Genomic DNA, 24,079 nt, shown 5'->3' with positions numbered 1-24,079 from the left:
CGCCTATTTTCTGCCCGGTAGCGACACGCAAAGTAAGCCTGCGACAATCAACCCCACTCCGGCAAGGCTGCTCCAGCGGAAGGGTTCGTCAAACATCGGCAATGAGATGGCGGCAATCCACACCAACACATAACTGATGCTGAGTAGTGGGTAGAGCCGACTCAGCGCCAGATGGCGCAGTGCCAGCATCCAGCACAGCATCGACAACGCATAGGCGCTCAGACCGATAAACAGAAATATGAGTGGCAGTGGATGCTGCCACATTTCACTACCGAATGCGGGAAGGTGTTGCATCGCAGCACGCAGCAACAGCTGCGCCAGCGAAACCAACAGCACGCTACATAACGCCAGTCCATAGCCTTTCATAAGTGGCTTCCCATCAGGGCAACGCCTGCAACGATTAACAGCGTACCGATAATCTGCCGCAGGCTAAAACTTTCACGCCAGATCAGTCGGGCGGCCAGCGCCACCAGCACAAAATTGAGACTCAGCATGGGATAGGCCACGCTAACCGGCACCAGCCGTAGCACCACCAGCCACAGCAGCATCGCCAGGCCCAGCAGCAGGATGCTAAGGCCGATCCACATCAGCAGGCGCGCTTTTCCTTCGCGCCTGCCGATATAGGCCGCTTGTTTCTGACACAGTTGCGCAGCACAGCTCAGCAGGCTAACCAGCAGAATCAGCAGAAGATTCATGGCAACGGGTCGTAGCCGTAGTAAACCAGCCGCCCCTGACGATAGACAAAGTCAGGTTTCGGCAGACGTGCATCCGGATTGGCACTGGCAGAAGACATGATCATGGTCAGTGATACTTTTCCCTGTTTGCGATGTTGCGCCAGCCAGGCTGGAAAATCGTCAGCGCGAATATAACGATCTTGTGCATCAGGATAGCTAAGGCCGTAGCTCACTTCACCTTTACGCTCATAGAAAAGAATATCATCACGCTGCATTTCCCACGCAACGGCTGACGCAATCCCCGGATCGTTCGCCAGAATATAGCGACTGTCAGCTAACTGCCCGGAGACTGCCATGACAAAGCGTTGTGGTTGCTTACTGTCACGCACCCGATCGGGTATGGCAAAACCGATCACCAACGCCAGTATCAACGGACAGCAGGCAGCCAGTTGCCAGTTTTTCTTGCTCAGGGCACCAAACAGCGTCCAGCCACCAAAGGCTAACATCCCCAGCATCAACTTATAATGTTCCGTCACGCCGAACGGTGGACGATGCGCCAGTCCCCACGGGGCCAGCACCACCGCCAGCGTCACGGCGGCAACACCACCAAAAAACATATTGATCCACGCATTGGCCGTCATGGCTTTGACCACCTTCGGCGTCATGCTCTGGGCATAGTGCGCCATCAACAGCGCCAGTGGTGCAAAGCACGGCAGGATATAGGTCGGCAGCTTGCCTTTGGCGATGCTGAAAAACAGCAGCGGCAGCAGCGTCCAACTGAGTAAATAGCTTAAACCCGGTTGTTGACCACGCTGACGCCACCCCTGTAACAGCGAACCCGGTAGCAATCCCAGCCACGGCAAGGATCCCGCCAGCAGAATCGGCAAGTAATACCAGAAGGGGGCTTTGTGCTGCGCGTCCTTTTCGGCGAAACGCTGAATATGTTCAACCCAGAAGAAATAGTGCCAGAAGTCCCCTTGCTGGTGATAAATCGCCAACGACCAGGGAGCACTCACCACAGCCGCAACCAGGATGGTTAAGGGGCCAAACCGCAGCAATTCCCCAAAGCGCCGCTGCGCCACCGCCCAGGGAAGTATCGCCAGTACCGGCACCGCTAATGCGAGGAACCCTTTGGTCATAAAGCCCATTGCACAGGCTATGCCAAGTAAAACATAGCCGAGCAAGCGCTGGCCTGTGGTGCTGGCTTGTGCCGCCAGACAGTAACTCGCCATGGCTGCCACCATCCATAGCGTCAGTATCGGATCCAGCACCGCGTAGGTGCCCACCGCGTAAACCAGCAGCGAGGTGAGGAAGATGATACTGGCGTTCAGCGCGACCGTACGGTTAGCGAACAGTCGGATACCCATCCAGTACACCAGCAGCGCGCTGAGGATGGTGCTGAAAATAGAACCCGCACGCACACCAAAATTGGTGTGACCAAATAACAGCTGCCCGAGGTCATTTATCCAGTAACCGGCGATCGGTTTTTCAAAATACCGCAGACCAAAGAAATGCGGCGTCACCCAGTTGCCGTTGGCAAGCATTTCGCGGCTGATCTCCGCATAGCGGGTTTCATCAGGTTGCCATAAGGCGCGGAATTCGATAGGGATAAGGTAGTAAAGCGCAAAGACAAACAGCAACAGGGCTGTTTTAGTACCAGTTCGCATCCGTGATTACCTGTATTGTTGTTGGCAGCCGAGCCAGCCTTCACGTCCGGAAATTTGTCCGCGTACGATGTTACCGATGGGCAATGTAGTGAGGTCTTCAGGCAATAATTCACTCAACGGACAAAATTGAATGCCCTGTTTCTCCGCCCGACTGAGCAGTTGAGCAAAAGCCTGATGTCCGACGATCCCTTCCACCTCAGCATGGATGGTATAAACCGCCATCTCATTGGTCTGACTCAATTGATCAAGCAAAAAGTCGTTAAACTCGTTGGCGCTGACGCTGGGACCAACCACCTCGTCCCAGGTGGGCAGGGTCACCGGAATCTGCACCGTTCCCAGGCTGCCGTCACTCAGACGCGGAAGAAAAGGACCGGTCCCCCGGCAATCGCTGTTGTAACGAAAACCAAACGGTTGTTTGGCCTCGACAACGCGACTGTCGGCACGCCAGCCGGCAACTGCCGAACAGGTGACAGCGTCACCAATGATCGCCTCCAGCGCCTGCTTACCACGCGCAATTTCCTCGACCAGGCGCTGCTCCGGCCAGACGCCCGCCCAAGTTTGCCAGGCAAAATGGTCCCAGGCGTGCAGGCCCACTTCGTGATGATCGGCGGTGGCGCTGATAATCTCCGCCAGCCCCCGACCAATCTCCTTACCCGGCCAGGCGGTGCCCGCCAGCAGGATATCCCAGCCATATAAGGATGCGGCACGTGAGCGCAGAATTTTCCAGAGAAAACGCGGCTTCAGCAGACGCCACAAGTGACGCCCCATGTTGTCCGGCCCGACGCTGAAAAAGAAACTGGCCTGCACCTGATGCAGGCTTAACAGCTCCAGCAGCGCGGGTACACCTTGTTGCGTCCCGCGCCAGGTATCGACATCAACGCGCAAACCGACTTTTTTCATCATTACTCAGCCTGCAACTCAACGGTGCGCAGGAAGAAATCCAGGGTGTTGTCGATGGTGGTATCCATCTGTACTTCTGGCGTCCAACCCAGCAGACGGCGGGCGTTTTTGATCGACGGTTTACGGTGCTCAACATCCTGATAGCCTTTGCCGTAATAGCTGCTGCTCTCCACTTCGCGGAAACCGGCGAACGGAGGGAACTGATCACGCAACGGATGGCGCTCGAAGCTTGCCAACAGCTGCTCCGCCAGTTCCTTGATGCTGGCTTCATTTTCCGGGTTACCGATGTTGATAATCTGACCATCACAATTGTTCTGCTTGTTTTCGATAATGCGGAACAAGGCTTCAACACCATCACGGATATCGGTAAAGCAGCGTTTCTGCGCCCCACCGTCAATCAACTTGATCGGCGAACCTTCAACCAGATTGAGAATCAATTGGGTGATGGCACGTGAACTGCCGATGCGCGCAGCGTTGAGGTTATCCAGACGCGGCCCCATCCAGTTAAACGGACGGAACAGGGTAAAGCGCAGCCCTTCTTTCTCACCGTAAGCCCAGATCACCCGGTCCAACAGTTGCTTGGAGACGGAATAGATCCAACGCTGTTTGTTAATCGGCCCAACCACCAGGTTCGAGTTATCTTCATCGAAGTGGCGATCGGTACACATGCCATAAACTTCTGAAGTCGATGGAAAAATGATGCGTTTTTGGTATTTGACGCAATCGCGGATAATTTTGAGGTTCTCCTCAAAATCCAGTTCGAACACACGCAGTGGATTGCGGGTGTACTCAATTGGCGTGGCAATCGCCACCAGTGGCAGCACCACGTCACATTTCTTGATGTGATACTCAATCCATTCTGAGTGAATGCTGATATCACCTTCGACAAAATGAAAACCGGGATGGCCAAGAAAACGGCTGATGGCATCGGAACTGATATCCAGGCCGTAAACTTCGAAATTGTCGTCCTGCAACAGACGTTCGGTCAGATGATTACCAATAAAGCCATTCACCCCGAGGATCAGAACGCGGGTACGACGTTTCACAGCAGCAACCGGTTGTGAATACAGCAACGCACTCGGCACCATGCCGAGGCTTAGCGCTAACTGGTTACCGTTCATGTAAACGCCGTTATCGCTTTGACCGGTGACCACTTCCAGGGCACCTTCGCCGCAGGCGATCAGGAAAGGCTCGACCGACAACACCGTACCGGGTTTCGCACCGTGTGCGGCGGCGTGTACGCGCCCTTTCCACACCACGAACTTCACCGTTCCGGCATAGGCGAAAGCGCCCGGCCAGGGGTCGGTGACCGCACGTACCAGGTTGTTGATCTCGGTCGCCGTGCGTGACCAGTCAATGCGGCCATCTTCCGGTGTACGACGGCCGACCACCGTAGCCTCTTTCTCATTCTGCGGCACCGCCTGAATCTCACCGCGCCTCATCGCCGGTAAAATGTCTTCCAGAAGTTGGGTGGCACTCTGCACCAGTTTGCGATGCAGCGTCAGCACATTGTCCTGCTCCCCAATCGCCACACGGGTTTGCGCCACGATATCCCCCGCATCCGCGCGTTTGACCATGCGGTGCAGCGTCACGCCGGTTTCGGTTTCACCGTTAACCAGTACCCAGTTCAACGGCGCGCGGCCACGGTATTTCGGCAGCAGCGAGCCGTGCAGGTTGTAAGCACCAAGACGAGCGCTGTTGAGGATCGCCTCATTCAGCAGATTGCGATAATAGAAGGAGAAAATAATATCCGGTGACATCGCTTTGATACGATCGACCCACAGCGGATGATTCACATCATCCGGGGCATAAACCGGGATACCTTGCTCAGCGGCAATACGCGCCACAGAGCCAAAAAAGTGATTTTCACCAGTGCTATCGGGATGGGTGAAGATAGCGCTAATTTCAAAGCCAGCCTGCAGCAGCGCATTAATGCCCGCACAACCCATGTCATGATAGGCGAAGACGATGGTTTTCATTGCTCAATTTCCTGTACAGATGCATTTTTATGCGGAGAGATAACACGTTGAATAAAGTAGCGTGGGCGGGCGCGCACATCGTTGTAAATACGACCGATGTACTCACCCAGTAGCCCCATACCGACGAACTGCGCGCCGATAAACATAAACAGCACGGCGAATAGCATAAACACACCATCCCCGGCCCAGGCCGCGCCGAGAAATAAACGCAGCACAATCAAAATCAGTGAGAAGGCAAAACCCGCCAGCGCAATCACGCTCCCGACCACGCTCAGCAGACGTAGCGGCGTGGTGGTCAGGCAAGTCACCAGGTCGTACATCAGGTTGATCAGGCGCATAAAGCTATATTTCGAATCACCAAATTCGCGCTCGGCGTGTTTCACCGGTAACTCGATAGTACGGCGCGCAAAGGTATTGGCGAGGATCGGGATAAAGGTGCTGCGTTCATGGCAATTCAGCATGGCGTCGACAATATGGCGGCGGTAGGCACGCAGCATACAACCGTAATCGCCCATCGCTTTACCGGTAACGCGTTGAATTAACTTATTAATTAGCCGTGAAGCGCGACGGCGAAACCAGCTGTCCTGGCGATTCTGACGCACCGTACCGACCACGTCATAACCCTGCTGTGCCGCTGCCACCAGATTGGGGATCTCTTCCGGTGGATTTTGTAAATCGGCATCCAGGGTAATGATGAGATCACCGCTAACATGGCTGAAACCCGCCATAATCGCCGAGTGCTGGCCGTAATTACGATTAAGCAATACGCCAACCACATGGCTGCCGGGCATGTCGGCGGCATCGGCGATCATCTCGCCGGAACGGTCACTGCTGCCGTCATCAACCAGCAAAATTTCGTAATCCAGGTTGATAAGGTCGCAAGCGGCATGCGTACGACGTATCAGTTCGGGCAGACTCTCTTCTTCGTTGTAGACCGGGATGACCACGGACACTTTACCAATCGGTTTTTCTTCCAGCATTTCAGCCTCCGGCCAGCGCGTGCAGCGCTGTGACGACACGTGTGACGTCGTCATCGGTCATATCAGGGAACAGCGGAATGGAGCAGATACGGTCGCTGTTCCATTCGGTATTCGGTAAAGAAAGATGCGGATATTGCTCGCGATAATATTTATGGGTGTGCGCGGCACGGAAATGCAGGCCAGTGCCAATGTCCTGCGCTTTTAACGCTTCCATCAGTCCATCACGGCTGATGCCGCAGCGGGCTTCATCGACACGAATAATGAACAAATGCCAGGCATGCTGGTGCGTCCAGCCTGGCAGCGACAACGGCAGGAAAGGCGTATCCGCCAGTTCGGACAGGTAGCGCTGGGCAATTTCACGGCGGCGCGCATTGATAGCATCCAGCTTTTTCAGCTGCACCAAAGCAATCGCCGCGCTGATATCCGGTAAGTTGTATTTAAAACCAGGGGTGATGACCTCGGCCTGTGGACGACGGCCATGGGTGTGGCGATCATAGGCATCTACGCCTAACCCATGAAACTTCATGCTGCGAATGCGATCGACAAGCGCGGCATCGTCCGTCACCACCACACCGCCTTCGGCACAGGTGATATTTTTAATCGCGTGCAGGGAAAAGATTGCCGTACCACGATGTCCAACCTGCTCCCCTTTATACAACGTACCCAGCGCGTGGGCGGCATCGTCAATGATCGTAATACCGTGTTTTTCTCCCACGGTGCGAATCGCATCAATATCAGCCGGGGCACCAGCGTAATGTACCGGGATGATAGCGCGGGTACGTGAGGTAATCGCAGCTTCAATCTGCTCCGGGGTCACCATCAACGTATCGCGATCGATATCAATCATCACCGGTGTGGCGCCCATCAAGGTAATGATGTTGATGGTTGAGACCCAGGTTTGCGATGGCGTGATCACCTCATCACCCGGTTTAATTCCCAGCGCCATCAACGTCACATGCATACCGGCGGTAGCGGAACAGACAGCAACCGCATGTTGATTGCCGGTTAACTGGCAAAAGGCTTGCTCCAGTGCGGCATTTTGCGGACCTGTGGTAATCCAGCCCGATTCAAATACCGCTTTAACTGCGGCTAATTCGTCTTCGCCCAGTGACGGGCGTGAGAACGGGAGAAAAGCCATAAATTAGATTCCTTAATGAATAATGCCTTTTGCTTAAAGGTAGCGGATTTGACACCAGAATTATCCCGTGCTTTCCGCGCACTTTTCGGGCTAACAATCTTTTAATTGGTCGAATTAACATCTAGTGAAGCATGATTAACTAATTAAATTCCCCTCACACTTTGAAAACATTAGACACACTGAGTTATTTCGCATGACAACAAAATACGACGGAAAACTTAACGGAACATTAAATGGTGCGAATAAATGAATCGTTTTCTGTCTGACGTTGAGGATTGGTAGAACATCGCGGTTGATATGCTGGTTGACGCGGGAGTGCCCCTGTGCGGTGGGATTCACAATCTTTAATCCCCGACAAAACAAGAAATTAACGGATTAACTATACTCTTCTTAAGGGAAAACTAAGGAAGCGGCATTATGCTGATCTACTTAGTTTTTATTTTATTGCATGCACGGAGGTAAGCTGTGAAAACTGAAACCGACCGTCTCTCGCAAGCTGCGCTGCGTCGCCATCATATTGGCATTAAAACCAAGGGGTTACGTTTTCGCGGTGCGCTTTATGTGTTTCGCTATAATGCCGGTCATTATGATGTATTCCTGGATAACGCGCGGGTAATGCAACTGGAAACCAGCAATGTGCAGGAAGCGATTCAAATGTTTAAACGTCAGCAGTAATTGAATTGCGCACAACAAACACCAGAAACGCAGAAAATTCGCTTATTTTTAGATGCCGATCTGAAAAAACGCTGCAACCTGTTGTAATTGCTAATGCGCCCTCGCTTTCTTTCTATTTTCGGGCATAAAGTGACCGGGGATATGGCGAGGAGAAACACATGGAAGGGTGTTATTGGTTGCTGCTGGGGCTGAGCGTCGGCAGCTTTATTAATGTTGTGGTCTATCGGCTACCTTTACGATTATTGCGTCCTGACACAGGATTGACACTGCTGCTTCCCCCTTCGCATTGCCCGCGATGTCAAAAATATCTTTTATGGCATGACAATATTCCATTGTTAAGTTGGCTACTTTTGCGAGGTAAATGCCGCAATTGCCATCAACCGATTAGCATAATTTACCCATTGATTGAATTGCTTATGGCTGTCACCAGCCTGGTTCTGAGTAAATTTTTACCAGGTGTCCCTTTATTGCTGGCGACAATATTTTTCTGTGGATCGTTGCTGGCTTTGTCCCTCATTGATATTCGGCACTATTTATTACCTGACGCCGTTACGCTGCCTTTATTGTGGTGTGGCTTATTGTTGCACTGCTTCACGATCCTCCCTGGTTTGCTGATGGATGCCGTGCTGGGCGTGGTGATTGGATATGTCTCGCTGGCTTTACTGGCCTGCGGTTATCACTGGCTACGTCATCAGCACGCTTTGGGTCTGGGTGATGCGAAATTGCTGGCGGCGATAGCGGCATGGACAGGCTGGGAGACTTTACCGATCGTGCTTATCATCGCCAGTAGTGGTGGCATTTTATTTGCCTTAATTTCCAGAATCTTGTGGCAGCGAAGCATTATGCAGGGCATGGCATTTGGCCCGTGGTTATCGCTCGCTGGCATAAGTCTTTTTATTCACTCGATTATTTAATAAACACGTCATATGGCCGCATTAAAATAGTCGGACAGTTCTTCAGCAAAGCCCTGATTCGTATATAGAAGTAATAAACAATTCTAAACAAAATTAATCATTGCCCCCCAGGGTAAAAGGCTCTATATTGGCCGCGTTTTTTTCACAGTTGATAGTTTTTTATTCAATTAACCAACCGGTGCGCTTTTACTGCCGCCGGTTGTAGGAGAGATATGATGACGGATAAAGTCCGTATTGATAATTTTGGTGCCAATTCATTCCACGGAAACAACGACGCGTTCTTAGCCCGTCAGGCTGAGTTCGAATCGAATGTCAGGAGTTACCCGCGCAAATTGCCTTTAGCAATTGCCAAAGCACATGGCGTGTGGATTACCGATGTTGAGAATAAACAATATCTTGACTGCCTGGCTGGCGCAGGAACTTTAGCTCTGGGTCATAACCACCCGGAAGTTCTGCAGAGCATCCAAAATGTCATTACCAGCGGCTTGCCGTTACATACCCTGGATCTGACGACTCCATTAAAAGATCAATTCTCTGAAGCCCTGCTGTCCTTGCTGCCGGGTCAGGGTAAAGAGTACTGCCTGCAATTCACCGGCCCGTCCGGTGCCGATGCTGTTGAAGCAGCGCTGAAGCTGGCGAAGAAAGTGACTGGCCGTAGCGGCGTTATCAGCTTCTCAGGCGGTTATCACGGTATGACCCACGGTGCGCTGTCTGTCACCGGCAACCTGTCTCCGAAAGAAGCGGTTGACGGCATGATGCCGGAAGTGCAGTTCATGCCCTACCCACACCTGTACCGCTGCCCGTTAGGCCTCGGTGGTGACGCGGGCGTGAAAGCCCTTACTTACTACTTCGAAAACCTGATTAACGACGTTGAAAGTGGCGTGCGTAAACCGGCTGCGGTGATCCTCGAAGCTGTGCAAGGTGAAGGCGGCGTGAACCCGGCTCCGGTCGAATGGTTGCAACGCATCCGTAAAGTCACTCAGGAACATGGCATCCTGCTGATCCTCGACGAAGTTCAGGCTGGTTTTGCCCGTACCGGTAAATTCTTCGCCTTTGAACACGCTGGCATTGAGCCAGATATCATCGTGATGTCAAAAGCTGTGGGCGGCGGTCTGCCGTTGGCTGTCCTGGGTATCAAAAAGCAGTTCGATGCCTGGTCACCTGGCCACCACACCGGCACCTTCCGTGGCAACCAACTGGCAATGGCTACCGGCCTGACCACGCTGAAAATCCTGAAAGAACAGGATATCGCGGGCAAAGTTGCCGAACAGGGCGAATGGCTGAAAGCGCAGCTCGCAGACATGCAGAAGCGCTACCCGGTCATCGGTCACATTCGCGGCATGGGTATGATGATCGGTATCGAGATCGTCAAACCGAACGAAGCGGCTGATCATATGGGTGCGTACCCGGCTGACGGCGAACTCTCTGCCCTGTTGCAGAAAAAATGCTTCGAAGCGGGCCTGATTCTGGAACGTGGTGGTCGTCATGGCGCAGTGCTGCGTCTGCTGCCATCGCTGCTGATCAGCAACGATGAGCTGAAGATTTTCCTTGATAAATTTGAGCAGGCGCTGCTGGGCGCTGGCATCAAACCAGTTTGATTCGGAAGAGTTAGATGACTGAAGTAAACCCGATTCTGGCCGCTTCTGCGCAAAGCATTGAAGCGTACCAGCAGGCGATTGCGCAGAGCAGCGCCGCCGTGGTGCAGTGGCTCAAGCAGCCTGAAATGTACCAGGGCAAAACCGTTGCCGAACTGCGTGAGCGTATTACGCTCGACTTCAATCCGCACGGCCTGGGCAACCAGGCCGCGATTGAACGCGCGATTGAATACTTTCTGAAAGACAGCCTGTCGGTACATCACCCGCAGTGCGTGGCGCATCTGCATTGCCCTAGCCTGGTGGTAAGCCAGGCAGCGGAAGTGCTGATCAACGCCACTAACCAGAGTATGGATTCCTGGGACCAAAGCCCGTCAGCAACCGTTATCGAGATCAAACTGGTTGAATGGTTGCGCGCACAGGTTGGTTATCCGGCAGGTGACGCTGGCGTGTTCACCAGTGGCGGCACCCAGAGCAACCTGATGGGCCTGATGCTGGCACGTGATGCGTTCTATGCGCGTCAGGGCCACTCAGTTCAACAGGATGGCATCACTGGCGATCTGCGTAAGATTAAAGTGTTGTGCTCGGAAAACGCCCACTTCTCGGTACAGAAGAACATGGCGCTGCTGGGCCACGGTTATCAATCCGTGGTGCAGGTGAAGTCAGACCGCTTTGCACGCATGGATGTTAACGACCTGAAAGCCAAGCTGGCACAGGCTGAAGCCAATGGCGAGCAGATTCTGGCGATCGTCGCTACCGCAGGGACTACCGATGCGGGCGCTATCGACCCGCTGCGTGAAATCGCCGGAATTGCCGCTGAGCGCAATATCTGGGTTCACGTTGATGCAGCCTGGGGTGGCGCACTGCTGCTGTCAGAAAAGTATCGCGATTACCTTGATGGCCTTGAGCTGGTGGATTCCGTCACGCTGGACTTCCACAAACAGTTCTTCCAGACCATCAGCTGCGGTGCATTCCTGCTGAAAGATGAGCGTCATTATGAATTGATGCGTTATCAGGCGGCCTATCTGAACTCTGAGTTCGACGAAGAGCAAGGCGTGCCGAACCTGGTCTCCAAATCTCTGCAAACTACGCGTCGTTTCGATGCGCTGAAGTTGTGGATGGGCCTGGAAGCGCTCGGCCAGAAACAGTATGCCGCGATTATCGATCACGGCGTAACGCTGGCGCAGATCGTTGCGCAATACGTTACCGACCTGCCGCGTTTTGAGCTGGTGATGCAGCCGCAGCTGGCAAGCGTCCTGTTCCGTTTCCGTCCTGAACAGCTGGCCGCCAGCGGCGATGCCGCCGTCGCGCTGTTTAACCAACGTATCGGTGATGCGTTGCTGGAATCAGGTCGCGCTAACGTGGGTGTCACCGAAGCGGATGGCATCACCTGCCTGAAGCTGACACTGCTGAACCCAACCGTGACGCTGGAGGATGTTAAAGTCCTGCTGGCGCTGGTGGAAAAAACTGCGGATCAACTGCTGAGCGCGTAATGTTGGCGTGAAGCGAAAAAGCCGAACACTGGCAACGGTGTTCGGCTTTTTTTATGGTTGCGTAGCAACGCGATTTAACGATTACGCGCTAAAAACTCACTCAACCGCGCCAGCCCCTGCTGCAACTTATCGGTTGACGACACCGCATGGCACCAGCGTAGCCAGCCATTGCCTTCCGGGCCAAACGCCGCCCCTGGTGCCAGACCGAGGGAACTTTCCCGCACCAGCCGTTTTGCCAATGTGGTGGTATCGTCAAAACCTGCGATGCGGAAGAACGCATACATCCCCCCACCGCTCTCCGGCACGGTCACACCCGGCAGTTCCCGCAGGCCATTGACCAGGAATTGATAACTGTGCGCCAGCTCAGCACGTAGACTGATGATGCCGCTTTCACCGCCCAGCAACGCCGCCTGCGCCGCGCGTTGACAGGGTTCAAACAAACAACTGGTATTGAACTCAATTAATTTGCCCAACGCATCGATAATCGATGGCGGCGCGACCACCCAGCCGACGCGGAATCCGGTCATTAGCCAGGCTTTGGAGAAGGTATTAACCGAAATTAGCCGATCATCCGGTGAGGCATAATCCAGAAACGACGGCGCATAGTGTTGATCGCTGGCATAGATCAACCGTTGGTAAGCGTCATCACTGAGGATCCAGATGCCATGTTTGCGGCAGTGCGCGAGGATGGTTTGTACTTCTTCCTCGGTGATCGTCCACCCGGTTGGGTTGCCGGGGGAGTTGATGATCAACATGCGCACATCCGGTCGCAGCGCGCTCAGCAGTTGGTCCATATCGAGCGCCCAGGCCCCCTCTTTAACCGTTAGCGCTACACGATCCACCGTTGCGCCAAGGATCTGTGGGATCTCCACCACATTTGGCCACACCGGGGTGATCGCCACCACGTTATCTCCCGGAGACAACACCGTTTGCGCCACCAGCATCAATCCATTGATACCCGCGCTGGTGATCGCCAGTTGCTCGCTGCTAATGGGGCGTCCATGTAACTGGCTGAGGTAATCCGATAGCGCCTGACGTAAATAAGGTCGGCCAAGGTTCTGGATATAACGTGTTTCCCCCTGTTGCAGCGAGGTGATGGCAGCGTCGGTAATAAACTGTGGTGTCGGTTTGTCCGATTCGCCAAACCAGAAGGCGAGCATATCGGGACGATCCATTCCTTCATTGGCTATTTCGCGGATAAGCGAGGGTGAAATTTGGCTGATACTGGCACGTGAGATGAGGGGAAAAGAAGACTGCATGAAAAAACCTCCAACGATAATCCCTGTTTAACTGTTATTTCAATACATAGCACCCGCCTGGTATATCACGCCGGAGAAAACTTCAGGAATAGCAATTTCATCTGGCTGTATTCAGCTCGCGGACATAATCGATAAAGGCCTGGAGTGGTGCTGGAATTAAACGGCGGTCGTTGTAGTACAGCCACAAACCGGAAAAACTCAGCCACCACTCCGTGAGGATTGGCTGTAACCGCCCGCCAATCAGTGCGGGTCTGAGCCAATCCTCAAACAGATAAACAATTCCGGTCCCGGCAATCGCCGCTTCCACCGTTAAATCCATCGCCGCACCGATACTACAGGTTAACGGGCCTTTGGGCTGAAGCCGCACGGTTTCGCCCGCACGGGCAAATTCCCATTCGGCCATCACTCCCGTGGCGTAGCGCCCCAGCAGGCAGCGATGCTGCATCAGTTCGCGTGGATGTTGTGGTGTACCATATTGCACCAGATAACCTGGGGCCGCCGCCGCTGCAAAGCGCTGGATACGTGGGCCAATCGGCAGCGCCACCATGTCCTGTTCCAGATGGTCGTCATAGCGGATGCCCGCATCGCACCCGTCACGAAAGATGTCCTGAACGTTGCTTTCGGCCACCACCTCCAACTGAATTTCCGGGTAGCGCGCGAGAAAACCAGGCACGATCGCGGGCAGCACCAGGCGCGCGGCGCTGACGGGCACATTCAGGCGCAAGGTACCACCCGGTGTATCGCGAAAACGATTGAGCGCATCCAGGGCGGCATCCACTTCATTCATGGCTGGCAGCAGGCGAGTCATTAATGCCCTGCCCGCCTCGGTCAGCACCACGGTGCGCGTGGTGCGGTTAAACAACCGCACCCCCAGTTGTTGTTCAGCGCGGCGTACGGCATCACTGAGGCGAGAAGGATTGCTGCCGATCATGCGTGCCGCCTCGCGAAAGCCACCGGCTTTCGCGACCGCCACCACCGCCTGCAGCAAAGCGATATCTAACGACATTGTGCGTCACCCCGTACACTGTGTCCTGATTTCACCGGATAGTTGCACAGCCGATGCGCCATTACAATCAATGAACAACTTATTAAAGGAGGTTCCCATGTCTCATCCTGCAATGACGTATTCCCTTGGCGATCACCGTGTTAACCGACTGGGTTATGGTGCGATGCAACTCGCCGGGCCGGGCGTATTTGGCCCGCCGAAAGATGAAGCGCGCGCTGTACAGGTTCTGCGCGATGCTATCGCCGCAGGCGTCAATCATATTGATACCAGTGACTTCTATGGTCCCCATGTCACCAATCAGCTGATTAAAAAAGCGCTCCATCCGTACCCGCAGGATCTGGTGATTGTGACCAAAGTTGGCGCGCGCCGTGACGAGCAAGGGGGCTGGCTACCCGCTTTTACCCCCGCAGAACTGACGCAAGCGGTGGAAGATAACCTGCGCAATCTGGGTCTTGATGTGATTGATGTGGTGAATTTGCGCGCCATGTTTGATGTTTATGGCCCGGCGGAAGGATCGCTGGAAACACAGCTGGCAGCATTGATTAAACTGAAAGAACGCGGCCTGATCCGTCATATCGGTTTGAGCAACGTCACGCCGCAACAGGTGGCCGATGCACAGGCGATGACACCCATTGCCTGTGTGCAGAACCTCTACAATCTGGCCCATCGCCAGGATGATGCCCTGATAGACCAACTGGCGCTACAGGGAATCCCCTATGTTCCCTTCTTCCCGCTCGGCGGTTTTTCCCCGTTGCAGTCGGATCAGCTGACGGCGGTGGCACAAGATCTGGATGCCACGCCGCTGCAAGTTGCGCTCGCGTGGTTGCTACAACGCTCGCCCAATCTCTTGTTGATTCCGGGCACCTCTTCGCCAGAACATCTTCAACAGAACCTGGCCAGTGCGGCGCTGAATTTGTCCGAAGAAATTGTCGCTAAGCTGGATAAATTGGGCACAGTTTCTGGCTAACCGTCTGATAAATATATATCTTTTAATCTTTGCTGGAAGCTACGAGGATCATGCTCACGGCGGATCCTCATTAACGCCTGCGCCGAACGCCGGTTAATGCTGCCCGGATCATGCAGCACATCGGCGATATAACCTTTTAATTGGCTGATTATGGTATTACGGATTTTTTGTTTCGTTTGTTCTGAATCAACCGTAAATTCATACATATCATTGAGTTTATGATCAATAAGCCAACCGGCGAACGGGGGGTTAATTTCCGGCAATGCTCTGACATTGGTGGTGATTACCGGACAGCCACACGCCTGCATTTCCAGCACAGAAAACCCGTAGGTATCCTGCCAGGTGGGCAGCAGACCAACATCGGTCTGTTTTAATAGTTCAATAACCGATGAATTCGCTAAAGAAGGCACATGGTGGAAAAAGGACCATTTATTGATCAGATTTTCGATTTGCAGATGAAAAGCGTCTTTATCCTGATACTGGTGGTGAGCGATATTATAACGTCGTTCTAAGTCACCAATCAGATTCACTGTTATTTTTTGCGTATTGATCAGCCCTTCATCGGCTAACTCGGCAAATGCCATCACCACTTCCGCTCCACCTTTGCGATAAAACTCATGACCAATAAAGCTAAATGTGATCATCGCGCCATCAGCTTTACGCGCCTTATCGGTCAGTAACGGTTGAGGGGGATGCATCACGCACAACTTAGCGGCAATGCTATCTTTCACCGTCGGGAAGGCCGCCAGTAGCTTGAGTTGAATATTGCGGGTGGCTTCAGAGATGGCGATCAAACGCACACACTCCTTGCGCGCTGCCAGGCGTAACAAGGCGTGGAGTTCCGGGTTTTGTATTTTGGCGACCCCTGCAACCGGCAGGACACGCGGAATTTCGGTTTCAAACGTCGATACCCAGCGGGACGAGGTTCGGGCAACTTCATTAAACAGATGAATAATATCCCCATTATCCGCAATCATGCCGGGGAAAGGTTGAAAGACGAATATTTTGTTCTTTTTGAAAATCTTTTGCCGAAGAGTATTGATATATAAATAGATGTTTTTCTTCTTTAAGTTCACATAATTGTTTTCAGGATCAACCATTATGTTCCTTTTCTCAGGGTAGCCGTCGCTACTGACTACAATATTCATCAATCCTCCTAAACACGAAACGAGTTCGGTGGAATTAAAATTATCAGTAAGACAGTTATAAAATAAATTCTTCGTGAGTACAGTTGTTTGATTGAAAATAGGATTAGTAATAGCAGGTTGTTTAAGAAGTATTAATAAACTGACATTATTAAACCGTATAAATATATTTTATCGTTGGTCGTGCCAGTCATCATCAGGAATACCCGTCACCGGGTATTCCTGGCTGGCTTAGCGCCCTTTCTTTTTTCGTCCGGGTTGTGTAAAGCGCTTACGCGAAGCCGTATTGGCACTCGGTTTTTCACTATTTTTCGCACCGCTGGCAACCGGCTTTTTTACCGTGGTCTTTTTCGTCTGTGCTTTTTGGGTCGATTTGTCTTCAGAAGAGGAGTTTTCAATCAGCTTAAACAGTTCAATTAATTCATCGTCGGTTAAATCGCGCCATTCACCTAACGGTAATCCTTTCAGATTGACGTTCATGATGCGCGTACGTTCCAACTTCGTCACTTCATAACCAAAATGTTTGGTCATACGACGGATCTGGCGGTTAAGCCCCTGCACCAGCGTGATGCGAAACACAAAGGTCGATTCTTTCTTCACTTTGCATTTTTTGGTCACGGTGCCGAGCATCGGCACGCCTGCTCCCATGCCGGTAATAAACTCATCGGTAATCGGCTTATCAACCGTCACGACATACTCTTTCTCGTGATTATTCCCGGCGCGCAGAATTTTATTCACCAGATCGCCATGGTTGGTGAGGAAAATCAGCCCCTGTGAGTCTTTATCCAGTCGCCCAATGGGAAACACGCGCTTGCTGTGATTCACGTAATCACTGATGTTATCGCGCTCGCCTTCTTCCATGGTGGTAATGATGCCCACCGGCTTATTCAACGCAATCAGTACCAGATCTTCTTCGTCACGCGGTTCAATCAGCTGACCATTCACTTTAACTTCATCACCGGCAAACACCTGAGCACCGACGCTGGCGCGTTTACCATTGATAAAAACATTGCCCTGTTCGATGTAACGATCGGCATCACGCCGTGAGCAAATTCCGCTTTCGCTGATGTATTTATTAAGGCGGGTGGATGAGTTGGTCAGCATGGTTCCTCCGAAAAAAGAAGCGGACTATACATCAACCTTGGGCATTCTGTGAGTGCTTTGCGCAAAAGTTGTAACACAAAAGCTAACTGGGATCTGTGGTCTGAATCGACCAGGCGGATTGGGCTTTGATTTCTTTCAGCACAAACATACTTTGCATCTCTTTGATACCCGGCAAGCGACGAATGACTGACATAGCAAAATCGGCATAGCGGTCCATATCTGCCGCCACCACCTGCAATAAAAAATCGGCATCGCCGCCAATGCTATACCGTTGCACCCTGGTGATTGACCAGCAATTGCCCGCCGGGCTGGCGATGAACGCCGCCAGCGTAATTGGTATCAGTTTTGGCAAGTTGATTGATAATCTGGTGGGACCGGATATGCACAGCCAGGACGGTGGTCTCTATCCGGGGGTGATTTATGCCCCTTTACCGGTGTTGCTGGCGCAGGGGAATTATTTACGCGAATTGCAGCAAAACTGTGCCAGTGATGAGGAGATTTTCACCATGCCGTTTAGCGCCCTGGCGCAGTCCTGCAAAACCTATGATGAGTATGGCGATCGCATCGCCAGCGCCCACAGCGATCATATCGAGTTGGTGGCAATCGGTTTGATCGGGCCAAAGAAAAAAATTACCCGACTGACGGGAAATCTGAAGCTTTATCGTTAAAATCACAGTCTATGGGAATTTGCTTTCAAGGACACATAATGCATATCAGCTCACTGGCGCAGCAGCCCGCCCTTATCAGGCCATTAAGCCAGATGTTATTTCGCGAATGGTCGGCCTATTCTGGCTGGAGCAACCCAGAAAAAATCGCGGCGCGTTTGCTGGCGCGCAATCAGCCCTTGGTCAATACCCTGACGTTGGTGGCAACCGCTGAGGGTGGCGTTTTGATGGGGTCGGCAAGTCTGATCCATTATGAGTTAGCCGATGTTGTCGGACGTGAATTCTGGCTTGGCGAGGTGATCACAGCAAAGGAACATCGTGGTAAAGGGGTCGGCAGTGCCCTGATCACCCGTATGATTGCCGAAGCCCGTGCACGCCATATCGCCGCGCTCTGGCTGTATACCCCGGACCAGCAGGCGCTTTACCAGCGCTTTGGCTGGCAGGAAGTAGAGCTGCGCCTGGTGGATGGCGACCGGGTTTCAGTCATGATGCTCCGGCTGTAACGCCGCCAGGCCATCGCGCTCAATCAGCGTACGTAGCGGGGCGAATAACGGTTGCGGCAACGCTTCTGGCGAGAACCATTGCCAGCCCTCGCATTTCTCGGGTTCGAGACACTGCGGCTCCCCCTGCGCACTGTGCGCCACCATAAACAGCGTGATGTAGTGCTTCTGTACGTCCGGGAACACATCGCTGACAAAAGCGCCGTTTTGCAGCGTTTTCAACTGTAAACCGGTTTCTTCCTCTGTCTCCCGTCGTGCGCACGCCTCCGGCGTTTCACCAAACTCCAGGTGGCCGCCAGGTGCCGCCCAATCGCCCGCACCATGGCTACCTTTGCGCCGCCCCAGCAATAATTTGCCGTGACGGAAAATCAGCACACCGACACCAATTTTGGGAGTCATACACATTACCTTTGTGTTTAAAGCTGGCGTAGCGGCGCGATTTATCGCGCAATGTCTTGGTCAGTGAAAACCGCGCGATAAATCGCGCCGCTACAGAAAATACGTTTATGCAACGCCGATCGGTTGATACCCTGCCACTCCGGCCGGAATGGCTGGCCGTTTTCATCCGGGGTCAGATGCACATACAGGTTACCTATCTTATCCAGCAACAGGCAATCATCCACATCTTTCAGATTGTCCTTGTGCTGATGATCCGCCCCCTTCAGCAGCTGCGCCAGCAGTGGCTGGCTCGGTTGATAGTGATATGCGATAACCACCCGTTCAGGCGATGTCAGAATGCGCTGCTGAGTCAGTTGCTCATCACCTGTGAACCCGATACGTAAACTCATGTGTCAAAATATGAATTAATTCACAACTTTTTCCGCTATCTTATTTGTTCGCCTGACTTTTTCACGGAATGGATATGCAGAACAAATTCGCCCCATCGCAGGTTTTTCTTCACTGGCTGACTTTTTTGCTGGTGGTCACCGCGTATTGCACCATGGAATTTCGCGGGCTGGCGACGCGCGGTTCCTGGCAGGGGTTTGCCATGATTATCGGTCATTTCAGTGTCGGCAGTTGCGTGCTGGTGTTGATGTTGTCCCGCGTGTTGCTGCGTTTCCGTCATCGCAGCCCGGCCATCGTCCCCAAACCGCCGCACTGGCAAACCGGGCTGGCGCATCTGATGCATCTGGCGCTGTATCTGTTTTTTATCGTGCTGCCGATTCTCGGACTTCTTTCTCGTTTCTATCTTGGCCGTACCTGGTGGCTGTTCGGCATCCCGATGCCGGTCAGCAGCGCCCCCGATCCGGATTTCTCAGATACCCTCAGCGGCTGGCATGAAACCCTCGCCCCTTACGGTTACTGGCTGGTGGCCTTACACGCGGCTGCCGCGCTGTTCCATCACTATTTGATGAAGGACAACACCCTGTTGCGCATGATGCCCGCGCGTCGTTCACGCTGATGTGCCGCGCCCGGCAACCTGACTGGCCGGGCGACCAAAGTAGCGCTGAAATGCCACGCTGAAATTGCGTGGATGCTGATACCCCACCTGCCATGCCGCCTGGGCGACCTGATATCCCTCTTCCAGCAACTGATGCGCTTTCTGCATGCGCAGAGCCAGTAACTTGTCACCCGGTGTGCAACCAAAATGTTGCTGGAAACCTTTTTTCAGCTGGTAATCACTGAGTCCTACGGCCAGTGCCAGCGTCGCCAGGGTAAAGGATTCTGCCAGATGCGCCAGCATCCAGTTTTGCGCCTGTTCCAACCGCTCGATATCCTGCGGATGAATTTTCTTTAGCGGAGCCGCCTGCGGTTGCAGTTGATGACGATGCAGTGCCAGCAGGTTTAACGCCTGAATCTCGCGCAGCAATGGATCGGTTGGCACGTCATTCAGTTGGGCGGCAGTCGCTCCGCCAAAGGGACTGAACAGGTGGCGCTTAAGTTGCGGCTGATGCAGTAAGATCTCTGCCGCCTGTTCTCCCAGATAACGTTGTGCGCTATCGGCGTTGAGCACCAGACGGAGCTGCTGTACCCGCTCACCGGCACGATAGAGGCGTTCACCGCTGCTGTGTTGAAAACTGGTCACGGTAAGATGACCGGCATTAAACAATACTTCACAACCGTTATCGGCACGAAAACGCGAACAACCACGTAAGCCGAAGGTCAGCACCAGTTGCGGCACGCCACTATCGGGACGCGAGCTTTCTGCCAGCGCGTTGAGGGGTTGATAGTCGGACTGCACCAGGCGCATCCCGCCTGACAGCGCGAACTGACGCGAACGAAAAACGCCAACGCCAGGTTGATGTTCAACCCAGGGTGTGTCGTCACCGTTTGGCTGGTCTTGCATGCTGTCGCCCTCGCGCAGAGTTAAATCGCTGTTTCGCAGACCAACGAGCATAAATGGCTGCCGGAGGAAACGCTAGTCTGTTGCCATCACCTTCGATCTGGAGACTACTATGGCATCCCCATTACCTTTTCTCGATAACCTGCTGGCGCAACATGCCCTGAGCGGTGCGGTGGCGCTGGCTTTTGAGCAGCGCTTATTTGACTTTCTGGCCCATCCGGCGGATGCCTCGCAGGTGGCAAGTCATTTTGGCTGTCAGCCTGAACCGGTGGAGCACTGGCTGCGCCTGCTGTGGAGCGGGAAATTGTTGCAGCGCAATCGGGAGAGATACCAGACCGTGCAAACGGCACAACCGTACCTGTGCCATAGCGGAGCACGTTATATCGGTGATGCCTGGCATTATCGTCAGCAGCTGTTGCAGCAGTTCGCCCGCAAACTGCCTGACTTGCTGAAGCGCCACACGCCCGGCTGGCAGGATCCGCTGGAGATTGAAACCGCCTGGGCTGATGCGGCAATGAGCCAGATCGCCCAGGAACAACGGGCGCTGAGCGGCGACACCGCCTGCGCCATCGCCAGTGAACTGGCAGATTTTCAGCGTCCCGCCCGCTTGCTGGATATGGGCGGTGGACCGGGCCTGATCACCCTGGCTTTAGCGGAGCGTTTCCCGCAGCTTTCCGGCGTAGTGCTCGATCTGCCAAAAACCGCCAGCGTGGCGCAGCAGAATATCGAGCGTGCTGGATTAACCGGGCGATTCAGCGCCCGTTCGCAACTGGCGGAGAGCGAGCAGGTCGATATTATCTGGTGCTCGTCCTTGTTGTATTTTGTCGAAGATCGCCAGGCGATGTTGCAGCAATTTTACCGCCGCCTGAAACCGGGCGGATTGCTGATCAGCGCACATGCCGAGGTGCCTGACGAACCAGATGAAGCGCGTCGGGTGCTGCCGTTTTTCACGCCATTAATGATGCGAGGTTACACCGTCACGCAACAGGGTGAGCTGACTCAGGCGTTGCAGCAAGCAGGTTTTATCATCGAAGCGACCCAGCGTATGCAACCCTTCCCGATGTCGCCACTGGATGTCCATCTGGCGCGTAAAGCGAGAATATAAATGTGTAGCAGCGCGATTTATCGCGCCGCTACGACCCGCATCAGGCCAGATGAAAACGTCCGACGGTCTGTGCCAGTTGCGCGGCCTGATCTTCCATTGAACTGGCGGCGGCTGACATCTGTTGCACCAGTGCGGCGTTCTGCTGGGTGGTGCCATCCATTTCATTCACCGCGATCGTCACCTGACTGATACCCCGCGCCTGCTCATCCGACGCAGTGACGATTTCGCCGATAATGGTACGTACCGAACTCACCGCCTGGGTCATCTCCTGCATGGTTTTCCCGGCATCACGCACCAGCTGCACACCGCTGTCGACCCGCTGGCTGGATTCCTCGATCAATGCGGCAATCTCTTTCACCGCGTTGGCACTGCGTTGCGCCAGGTTGCGCACTTCGGAGGCCACCACAGCAAAACCACGCCCCTGTTCACCGGCACGTGCCGCCTCTACCGCAGCGTTCAGCGCCAGGATATTGGTCTGGAAGGCGATGCTGTTGATGATGGCGGTAATGTCGCCAATCTTTTTCGCGCTGTCATCAATCTGCGCCATGGTCTGCACCACTTCACCGACCAACGCCTCGCCACGGCTGGCAATATGCGTCGCATTGTCGGTCAGCGTGGTGGCCTGATGCGCATTCGCGGCGTTATGTTTCACCGTGGCGGTGATCTGCTCCATACTGGCAGCCGTTTGCTCCAGGGCGGCGGCCTGTTGTTCCGTGCGTGACGCAAGATTAAGGTTACCGCTGGCGATTTCACCCGCGCCCTGACGTACCGAGGCGCTGGCATCCTGAATCTGGCCGACGATATCGCGTAACTGATCCTGCATGGTATTCAACGCATAGAACAGGCTGCTGGTATCGCGGTTTTTCACCGCGATGGTGTTATCCAGCTTGCCATCCGCTACGGCCAGCGCGATGGTCGCCGCTTCCAGCGGTTCACCACCAATCGGTTTCAGCACTTTGCGGCTGAACAACATGCCAAGCAAGGCGCTGACCAACAGGATGCTGAGGACCATCAGCACGATGGCGTTAATCAGTTGACGATTGGCGGCCGCCATCACTTCGCTGACCGGTGCCACCACGCCGAGATACCATTTCTGGTCACTGTTGCCGATGACGATCGGCTGCCAGGTCACCAGGGCATTTTCACCCAGGATGTCGTCATGACGCTCGCTGACCGCGCTGCTGAAGTTGTTGGTATTGCCTTTCCACGCTTTGCTGGTCTGGCTTTTATCCGGGTAAGAGACCACATTTCCGGCGCTGGAGAGCAGCATGGCATAGCCGGTGCCCGCCCAGGGTTTAATTTTATTGACCCGATCCTGCAAGGAGGCAAGGGAAATATCGGAGGTCACCACGCCCCAGAGCTTGCCCTGGCTGACGATCGGTGCAGCGACCGAGGTGAGCAACGTGGGCACGCCGTTGTAAGCGTAGCTATAGGGTTCAATCAACGTATCTTTCTGGCTTTTCTGCGGCAGCAGATAGTAATCACCCTGGCCCGGCGTAAAGATCGAGGCCAGCGGATGCATGGCAAAGTTGCCAGCCTGGTCGCGATCGACAAACCAGGCGTAGCGGCCTTTCGGTGCCTGCCCCGGTTGCGCAGCAAACTCGGCATCACGGCCATCAAAGGCGTTCTCTTCCATAATCACCGAGACCGACAGGTAGCTGGGATTGTCGCGCAACGTGGATTCCATCATCTTGTCGATGACTTTACGATCCTGCACCCCCGCGCCTGGCAGCGCGATAATGCTGTGTCCGAGGTTGTGCGCCACATCGCGCGCATAGCTGAGATCCTGCTGGATTTGTAGCGCCTGGCTCTGCGCGATTTGTTGCAGGTAATTTTCGGCCAGATTTTTTTGTTGGTGGCTGGATTGCCAGTTAAGTACACCAATGGTGACGGTAAAGCCGAGGGTAATGGTTAAGGCTCCCGTCAGCAGCATTTGCGTGCGGGTGCTCATTTTTTTCTTATCAGACAGTCGTTTGGCCATGCTGGCGCTCCTGGAGTCGACACTTTTCGGTAACAAGAACCACTCCCTGTG

At 53.8% G+C, this 24,079-nt stretch carries 23 protein-coding genes and 2 pseudogenes; 9 read left to right on the top strand and 16 right to left on the bottom strand.

Translation table 11 applies throughout. From position 1 onward, the window contains the following. Nucleotides 1-3: 3 nt before the first annotated feature. From arnF to arnB, 7 genes are read right to left on the bottom strand one after another with little or no spacing between them, the layout of a single operon-like run. Nucleotides 4-366, bottom strand: coding sequence for a 4-amino-4-deoxy-L-arabinose-phosphoundecaprenol flippase subunit ArnF (arnF, locus tag AC6I8W_RS21765; protein ID WP_497838734.1), 363 nt, complete (start codon nt 364-366; stop codon nt 4-6). Continuing rightward, complete coding sequence (gene arnE, locus AC6I8W_RS21760) at nt 363-695, bottom strand: 4-amino-4-deoxy-L-arabinose-phosphoundecaprenol flippase subunit ArnE (RefSeq protein WP_497838733.1); 333 nt, start codon at nt 693-695, stop codon at nt 363-365. Before arnE ends, arnF begins: the two co-directional genes overlap by 4 nt. Then, nucleotides 692-2,341, bottom strand: a complete 1,650-nt coding sequence (gene arnT, locus AC6I8W_RS21755; RefSeq protein ID WP_497838732.1) for a lipid IV(A) 4-amino-4-deoxy-L-arabinosyltransferase — start codon at nt 2,339-2,341, stop codon at nt 692-694. Before arnT ends, arnE begins: the two co-directional genes overlap by 4 nt. Before the next feature lie 6 nt (nt 2,342-2,347). Beyond that, nucleotides 2,348-3,241 (bottom strand): 4-deoxy-4-formamido-L-arabinose-phosphoundecaprenol deformylase, encoded by an 894-nt coding sequence (gene arnD, locus AC6I8W_RS21750; RefSeq protein WP_497838788.1) that lies wholly within the window; start codon nt 3,239-3,241, stop codon nt 2,348-2,350. A gap of 2 nt (nt 3,242-3,243) precedes the next feature. After that, the gene (gene arnA, locus AC6I8W_RS21745; protein WP_497838731.1) at nt 3,244-5,220 is read right to left on the bottom strand and encodes a bifunctional UDP-4-amino-4-deoxy-L-arabinose formyltransferase/UDP-glucuronic acid oxidase ArnA; all 1,977 of its coding nucleotides are present in this window, start codon (nt 5,218-5,220) and stop codon (nt 3,244-3,246) included. Continuing rightward, nucleotides 5,217-6,200: an undecaprenyl-phosphate 4-deoxy-4-formamido-L-arabinose transferase gene (gene arnC, locus AC6I8W_RS21740; RefSeq protein ID WP_497838730.1), complete on the bottom strand. Its 984-nt coding sequence runs from the start codon at nt 6,198-6,200 to the stop codon at nt 5,217-5,219. The genes arnA and arnC overlap by 4 nt, the downstream gene beginning before the upstream one ends. A gap of 1 nt (nt 6,201) precedes the next feature. Next, nucleotides 6,202-7,338, bottom strand: a complete 1,137-nt coding sequence (gene arnB / locus AC6I8W_RS21735; RefSeq protein WP_497838729.1) for a UDP-4-amino-4-deoxy-L-arabinose aminotransferase — start codon at nt 7,336-7,338, stop codon at nt 6,202-6,204. Nucleotides 7,339-7,803: 465 nt separating this feature from the next. Here arnB and AC6I8W_RS21730 point away from each other — a divergent pair, with 465 nt between their 5' ends. The 4 genes from AC6I8W_RS21730 (at nt 7,804) to AC6I8W_RS21715 (ending at nt 12,012) form a co-directional block, all read left to right on the top strand. After that, nucleotides 7,804-8,013 (top strand): hypothetical protein, encoded by a 210-nt coding sequence (locus AC6I8W_RS21730; RefSeq protein ID WP_497838728.1) that lies wholly within the window; start codon nt 7,804-7,806, stop codon nt 8,011-8,013. A 158-nt stretch (nt 8,014-8,171) separates the two neighbouring features. Beyond that, nucleotides 8,172-8,927, top strand: coding sequence for a prepilin peptidase (locus tag AC6I8W_RS21725; RefSeq protein WP_497838727.1), 756 nt, complete (start codon nt 8,172-8,174; stop codon nt 8,925-8,927). Between the two features lie 212 nt (nt 8,928-9,139). Beyond that, on the top strand, nt 9,140-10,525 hold the full coding sequence (locus AC6I8W_RS21720) for a diaminobutyrate--2-oxoglutarate transaminase (protein WP_497838726.1): 1,386 nt from the start codon (nt 9,140-9,142) through the stop codon (nt 10,523-10,525). 14 nt (nt 10,526-10,539) lie between these two features. Then, a complete protein-coding gene (locus AC6I8W_RS21715; RefSeq protein ID WP_497838725.1) occupies nt 10,540-12,012 on the top strand; it encodes a pyridoxal phosphate-dependent decarboxylase family protein in 1,473 nt (490 codons plus the stop codon). 74 nt (nt 12,013-12,086) lie between these two features. Here AC6I8W_RS21715 and AC6I8W_RS21710 read toward each other — a convergent pair whose 3' ends face one another. Further along, nucleotides 12,087-13,271, bottom strand: a complete 1,185-nt coding sequence (locus tag AC6I8W_RS21710; RefSeq protein ID WP_497838724.1) for a pyridoxal phosphate-dependent aminotransferase — start codon at nt 13,269-13,271, stop codon at nt 12,087-12,089. Between the two features lie 97 nt (nt 13,272-13,368). Beyond that, nucleotides 13,369-14,277, bottom strand: a complete 909-nt coding sequence (locus AC6I8W_RS21705; RefSeq protein WP_497838723.1) for a LysR family transcriptional regulator — start codon at nt 14,275-14,277, stop codon at nt 13,369-13,371. 97 nt (nt 14,278-14,374) lie between these two features. Between AC6I8W_RS21705 and AC6I8W_RS21700 the strand changes: the two genes are divergently transcribed. After that, entirely contained in the window at nt 14,375-15,244 is an 870-nt protein-coding gene (locus tag AC6I8W_RS21700; protein ID WP_497838722.1) for an aldo/keto reductase family oxidoreductase, read from the top strand. Here the strand turns inward: AC6I8W_RS21700 and AC6I8W_RS21695 are convergent. The 3 genes and pseudogenes from AC6I8W_RS21695 to AC6I8W_RS21685 form a co-directional block, all read right to left on the bottom strand. Further along, nucleotides 15,241-16,392, bottom strand: a complete 1,152-nt coding sequence (locus tag AC6I8W_RS21695) for a glycosyltransferase (RefSeq protein WP_497838721.1) — start codon at nt 16,390-16,392, stop codon at nt 15,241-15,243. The two genes, AC6I8W_RS21700 and AC6I8W_RS21695, sit on opposite strands and share 4 nt — an antisense overlap. Nucleotides 16,393-16,620: 228 nt before the next feature. Then, entirely contained in the window at nt 16,621-17,493 is an 873-nt protein-coding gene (gene rluF / locus AC6I8W_RS21690) for a 23S rRNA pseudouridine(2604) synthase RluF (protein WP_497838720.1), read from the bottom strand. An 82-nt stretch (nt 17,494-17,575) separates the two neighbouring features. Continuing rightward, nucleotides 17,576-17,761: pseudogene (locus tag AC6I8W_RS21685) on the bottom strand (Lrp/AsnC ligand binding domain-containing protein); the annotation flags it as partial. Here AC6I8W_RS21685 and AC6I8W_RS21680 point away from each other — a divergent pair. Both AC6I8W_RS21680 and AC6I8W_RS21675 read left to right on the top strand, forming a co-directional pair. Continuing rightward, nucleotides 17,754-18,161 (top strand): DUF2000 domain-containing protein, encoded by a 408-nt coding sequence (locus AC6I8W_RS21680; protein ID WP_497838719.1) that lies wholly within the window; start codon nt 17,754-17,756, stop codon nt 18,159-18,161. The pseudogene AC6I8W_RS21685 and the gene AC6I8W_RS21680 sit on opposite strands and share 8 nt — an antisense overlap. Nucleotides 18,162-18,199: 38 nt before the next feature. After that, complete coding sequence (locus AC6I8W_RS21675) at nt 18,200-18,661, top strand: GNAT family N-acetyltransferase (RefSeq protein WP_497838718.1); 462 nt, start codon at nt 18,200-18,202, stop codon at nt 18,659-18,661. On the opposite strand, the gene AC6I8W_RS21670 is transcribed toward AC6I8W_RS21675, so the two are convergent. After that, complete coding sequence (locus AC6I8W_RS21670) at nt 18,638-19,057, bottom strand: nucleotide triphosphate diphosphatase NUDT15 (protein ID WP_497838717.1); 420 nt, start codon at nt 19,055-19,057, stop codon at nt 18,638-18,640. The two genes, AC6I8W_RS21675 and AC6I8W_RS21670, sit on opposite strands and share 24 nt — an antisense overlap. A 105-nt stretch (nt 19,058-19,162) precedes the next feature. Beyond that, a pseudogene (locus AC6I8W_RS21665) lies at nt 19,163-19,335 on the bottom strand (DUF1543 domain-containing protein); the annotation flags it as partial. Nucleotides 19,336-19,520: 185 nt separating this feature from the next. Here AC6I8W_RS21665 and cybB point away from each other — a divergent pair. Further along, the gene (gene cybB, locus AC6I8W_RS21660; RefSeq protein WP_497838716.1) at nt 19,521-20,060 is read left to right on the top strand and encodes a cytochrome b561; all 540 of its coding nucleotides are present in this window, start codon (nt 19,521-19,523) and stop codon (nt 20,058-20,060) included. Here the strand turns inward: cybB and AC6I8W_RS21655 are convergent. Then, nucleotides 20,052-20,945 carry a helix-turn-helix domain-containing protein gene (locus AC6I8W_RS21655; RefSeq protein WP_497838715.1) on the bottom strand — a complete coding sequence of 298 codons (894 nt, stop codon included), beginning with the start codon at nt 20,943-20,945 and terminating at the stop codon, nt 20,052-20,054. The two genes, cybB and AC6I8W_RS21655, sit on opposite strands and share 9 nt — an antisense overlap. 109 nt (nt 20,946-21,054) lie before the next feature. Here AC6I8W_RS21655 and AC6I8W_RS21650 point away from each other — a divergent pair, with 109 nt between their 5' ends. Further along, entirely contained in the window at nt 21,055-22,047 is a 993-nt protein-coding gene (locus tag AC6I8W_RS21650) for a class I SAM-dependent methyltransferase (protein WP_497838714.1), read from the top strand. 40 nt (nt 22,048-22,087) lie between these two features. Here the strand turns inward: AC6I8W_RS21650 and AC6I8W_RS21645 are convergent, their stop codons facing one another. After that, nucleotides 22,088-24,028, bottom strand: a complete 1,941-nt coding sequence (locus AC6I8W_RS21645; protein WP_497838713.1) for a methyl-accepting chemotaxis protein — start codon at nt 24,026-24,028, stop codon at nt 22,088-22,090. Nucleotides 24,029-24,079 lie beyond the last annotated feature (51 nt).

This window comes from Pantoea sp. X-Soil-TKNS-1211 (assembly GCF_059730495.1).
Note: the sequence above shows the minus strand (reverse complement) of the source record. Positions and strands in the feature narration are given on the sequence as shown.

What these genes read in the sequence shown, in the direction of transcription:
- arnF (WP_497838734.1), bottom strand. Translation starts at nt 366, where the DNA reads ATGAAAGGCTATGGACTGGCGTTATGTAGCGTGCTGTTGGTTTCGCTG.
- arnE (WP_497838733.1), bottom strand. Translation starts at nt 695, where the DNA reads ATGAATCTTCTGCTGATTCTGCTGGTTAGCCTGCTGAGCTGTGCTGCG.
- arnT (WP_497838732.1), bottom strand. Translation starts at nt 2,341, where the DNA reads ATGCGAACTGGTACTAAAACAGCCCTGTTGCTGTTTGTCTTTGCGCTT.
- arnD (WP_497838788.1), bottom strand. Translation starts at nt 3,241, where the DNA reads ATGAAAAAAGTCGGTTTGCGCGTTGATGTCGATACCTGGCGCGGGACG.
- arnA (WP_497838731.1), bottom strand. Translation starts at nt 5,220, where the DNA reads ATGAAAACCATCGTCTTCGCCTATCATGACATGGGTTGTGCGGGCATT.
- arnC (WP_497838730.1), bottom strand. Translation starts at nt 6,200, where the DNA reads ATGCTGGAAGAAAAACCGATTGGTAAAGTGTCCGTGGTCATCCCGGTC.
- arnB (WP_497838729.1), bottom strand. Translation starts at nt 7,338, where the DNA reads ATGGCTTTTCTCCCGTTCTCACGCCCGTCACTGGGCGAAGACGAATTA.
- AC6I8W_RS21725 (WP_497838727.1), top strand. Translation starts at nt 8,172, where the DNA reads ATGGAAGGGTGTTATTGGTTGCTGCTGGGGCTGAGCGTCGGCAGCTTT.
- AC6I8W_RS21720 (WP_497838726.1), top strand. Translation starts at nt 9,140, where the DNA reads ATGATGACGGATAAAGTCCGTATTGATAATTTTGGTGCCAATTCATTC.
- AC6I8W_RS21715 (WP_497838725.1), top strand. Translation starts at nt 10,540, where the DNA reads ATGACTGAAGTAAACCCGATTCTGGCCGCTTCTGCGCAAAGCATTGAA.
- AC6I8W_RS21710 (WP_497838724.1), bottom strand. Translation starts at nt 13,271, where the DNA reads ATGCAGTCTTCTTTTCCCCTCATCTCACGTGCCAGTATCAGCCAAATT.
- AC6I8W_RS21705 (WP_497838723.1), bottom strand. Translation starts at nt 14,277, where the DNA reads ATGTCGTTAGATATCGCTTTGCTGCAGGCGGTGGTGGCGGTCGCGAAA.
- AC6I8W_RS21700 (WP_497838722.1), top strand. Translation starts at nt 14,375, where the DNA reads ATGTCTCATCCTGCAATGACGTATTCCCTTGGCGATCACCGTGTTAAC.
- AC6I8W_RS21695 (WP_497838721.1), bottom strand. Translation starts at nt 16,392, where the DNA reads ATGAATATTGTAGTCAGTAGCGACGGCTACCCTGAGAAAAGGAACATA.
- rluF (WP_497838720.1), bottom strand. Translation starts at nt 17,493, where the DNA reads ATGCTGACCAACTCATCCACCCGCCTTAATAAATACATCAGCGAAAGC.
- AC6I8W_RS21680 (WP_497838719.1), top strand. Translation starts at nt 17,754, where the DNA reads ATGCTATACCGTTGCACCCTGGTGATTGACCAGCAATTGCCCGCCGGG.
- AC6I8W_RS21675 (WP_497838718.1), top strand. Translation starts at nt 18,200, where the DNA reads ATGCATATCAGCTCACTGGCGCAGCAGCCCGCCCTTATCAGGCCATTA.
- AC6I8W_RS21670 (WP_497838717.1), bottom strand. Translation starts at nt 19,057, where the DNA reads ATGACTCCCAAAATTGGTGTCGGTGTGCTGATTTTCCGTCACGGCAAA.
- cybB (WP_497838716.1), top strand. Translation starts at nt 19,521, where the DNA reads ATGCAGAACAAATTCGCCCCATCGCAGGTTTTTCTTCACTGGCTGACT.
- AC6I8W_RS21655 (WP_497838715.1), bottom strand. Translation starts at nt 20,945, where the DNA reads ATGCAAGACCAGCCAAACGGTGACGACACACCCTGGGTTGAACATCAA.
- AC6I8W_RS21650 (WP_497838714.1), top strand. Translation starts at nt 21,055, where the DNA reads ATGGCATCCCCATTACCTTTTCTCGATAACCTGCTGGCGCAACATGCC.
- AC6I8W_RS21645 (WP_497838713.1), bottom strand. Translation starts at nt 24,028, where the DNA reads ATGGCCAAACGACTGTCTGATAAGAAAAAAATGAGCACCCGCACGCAA.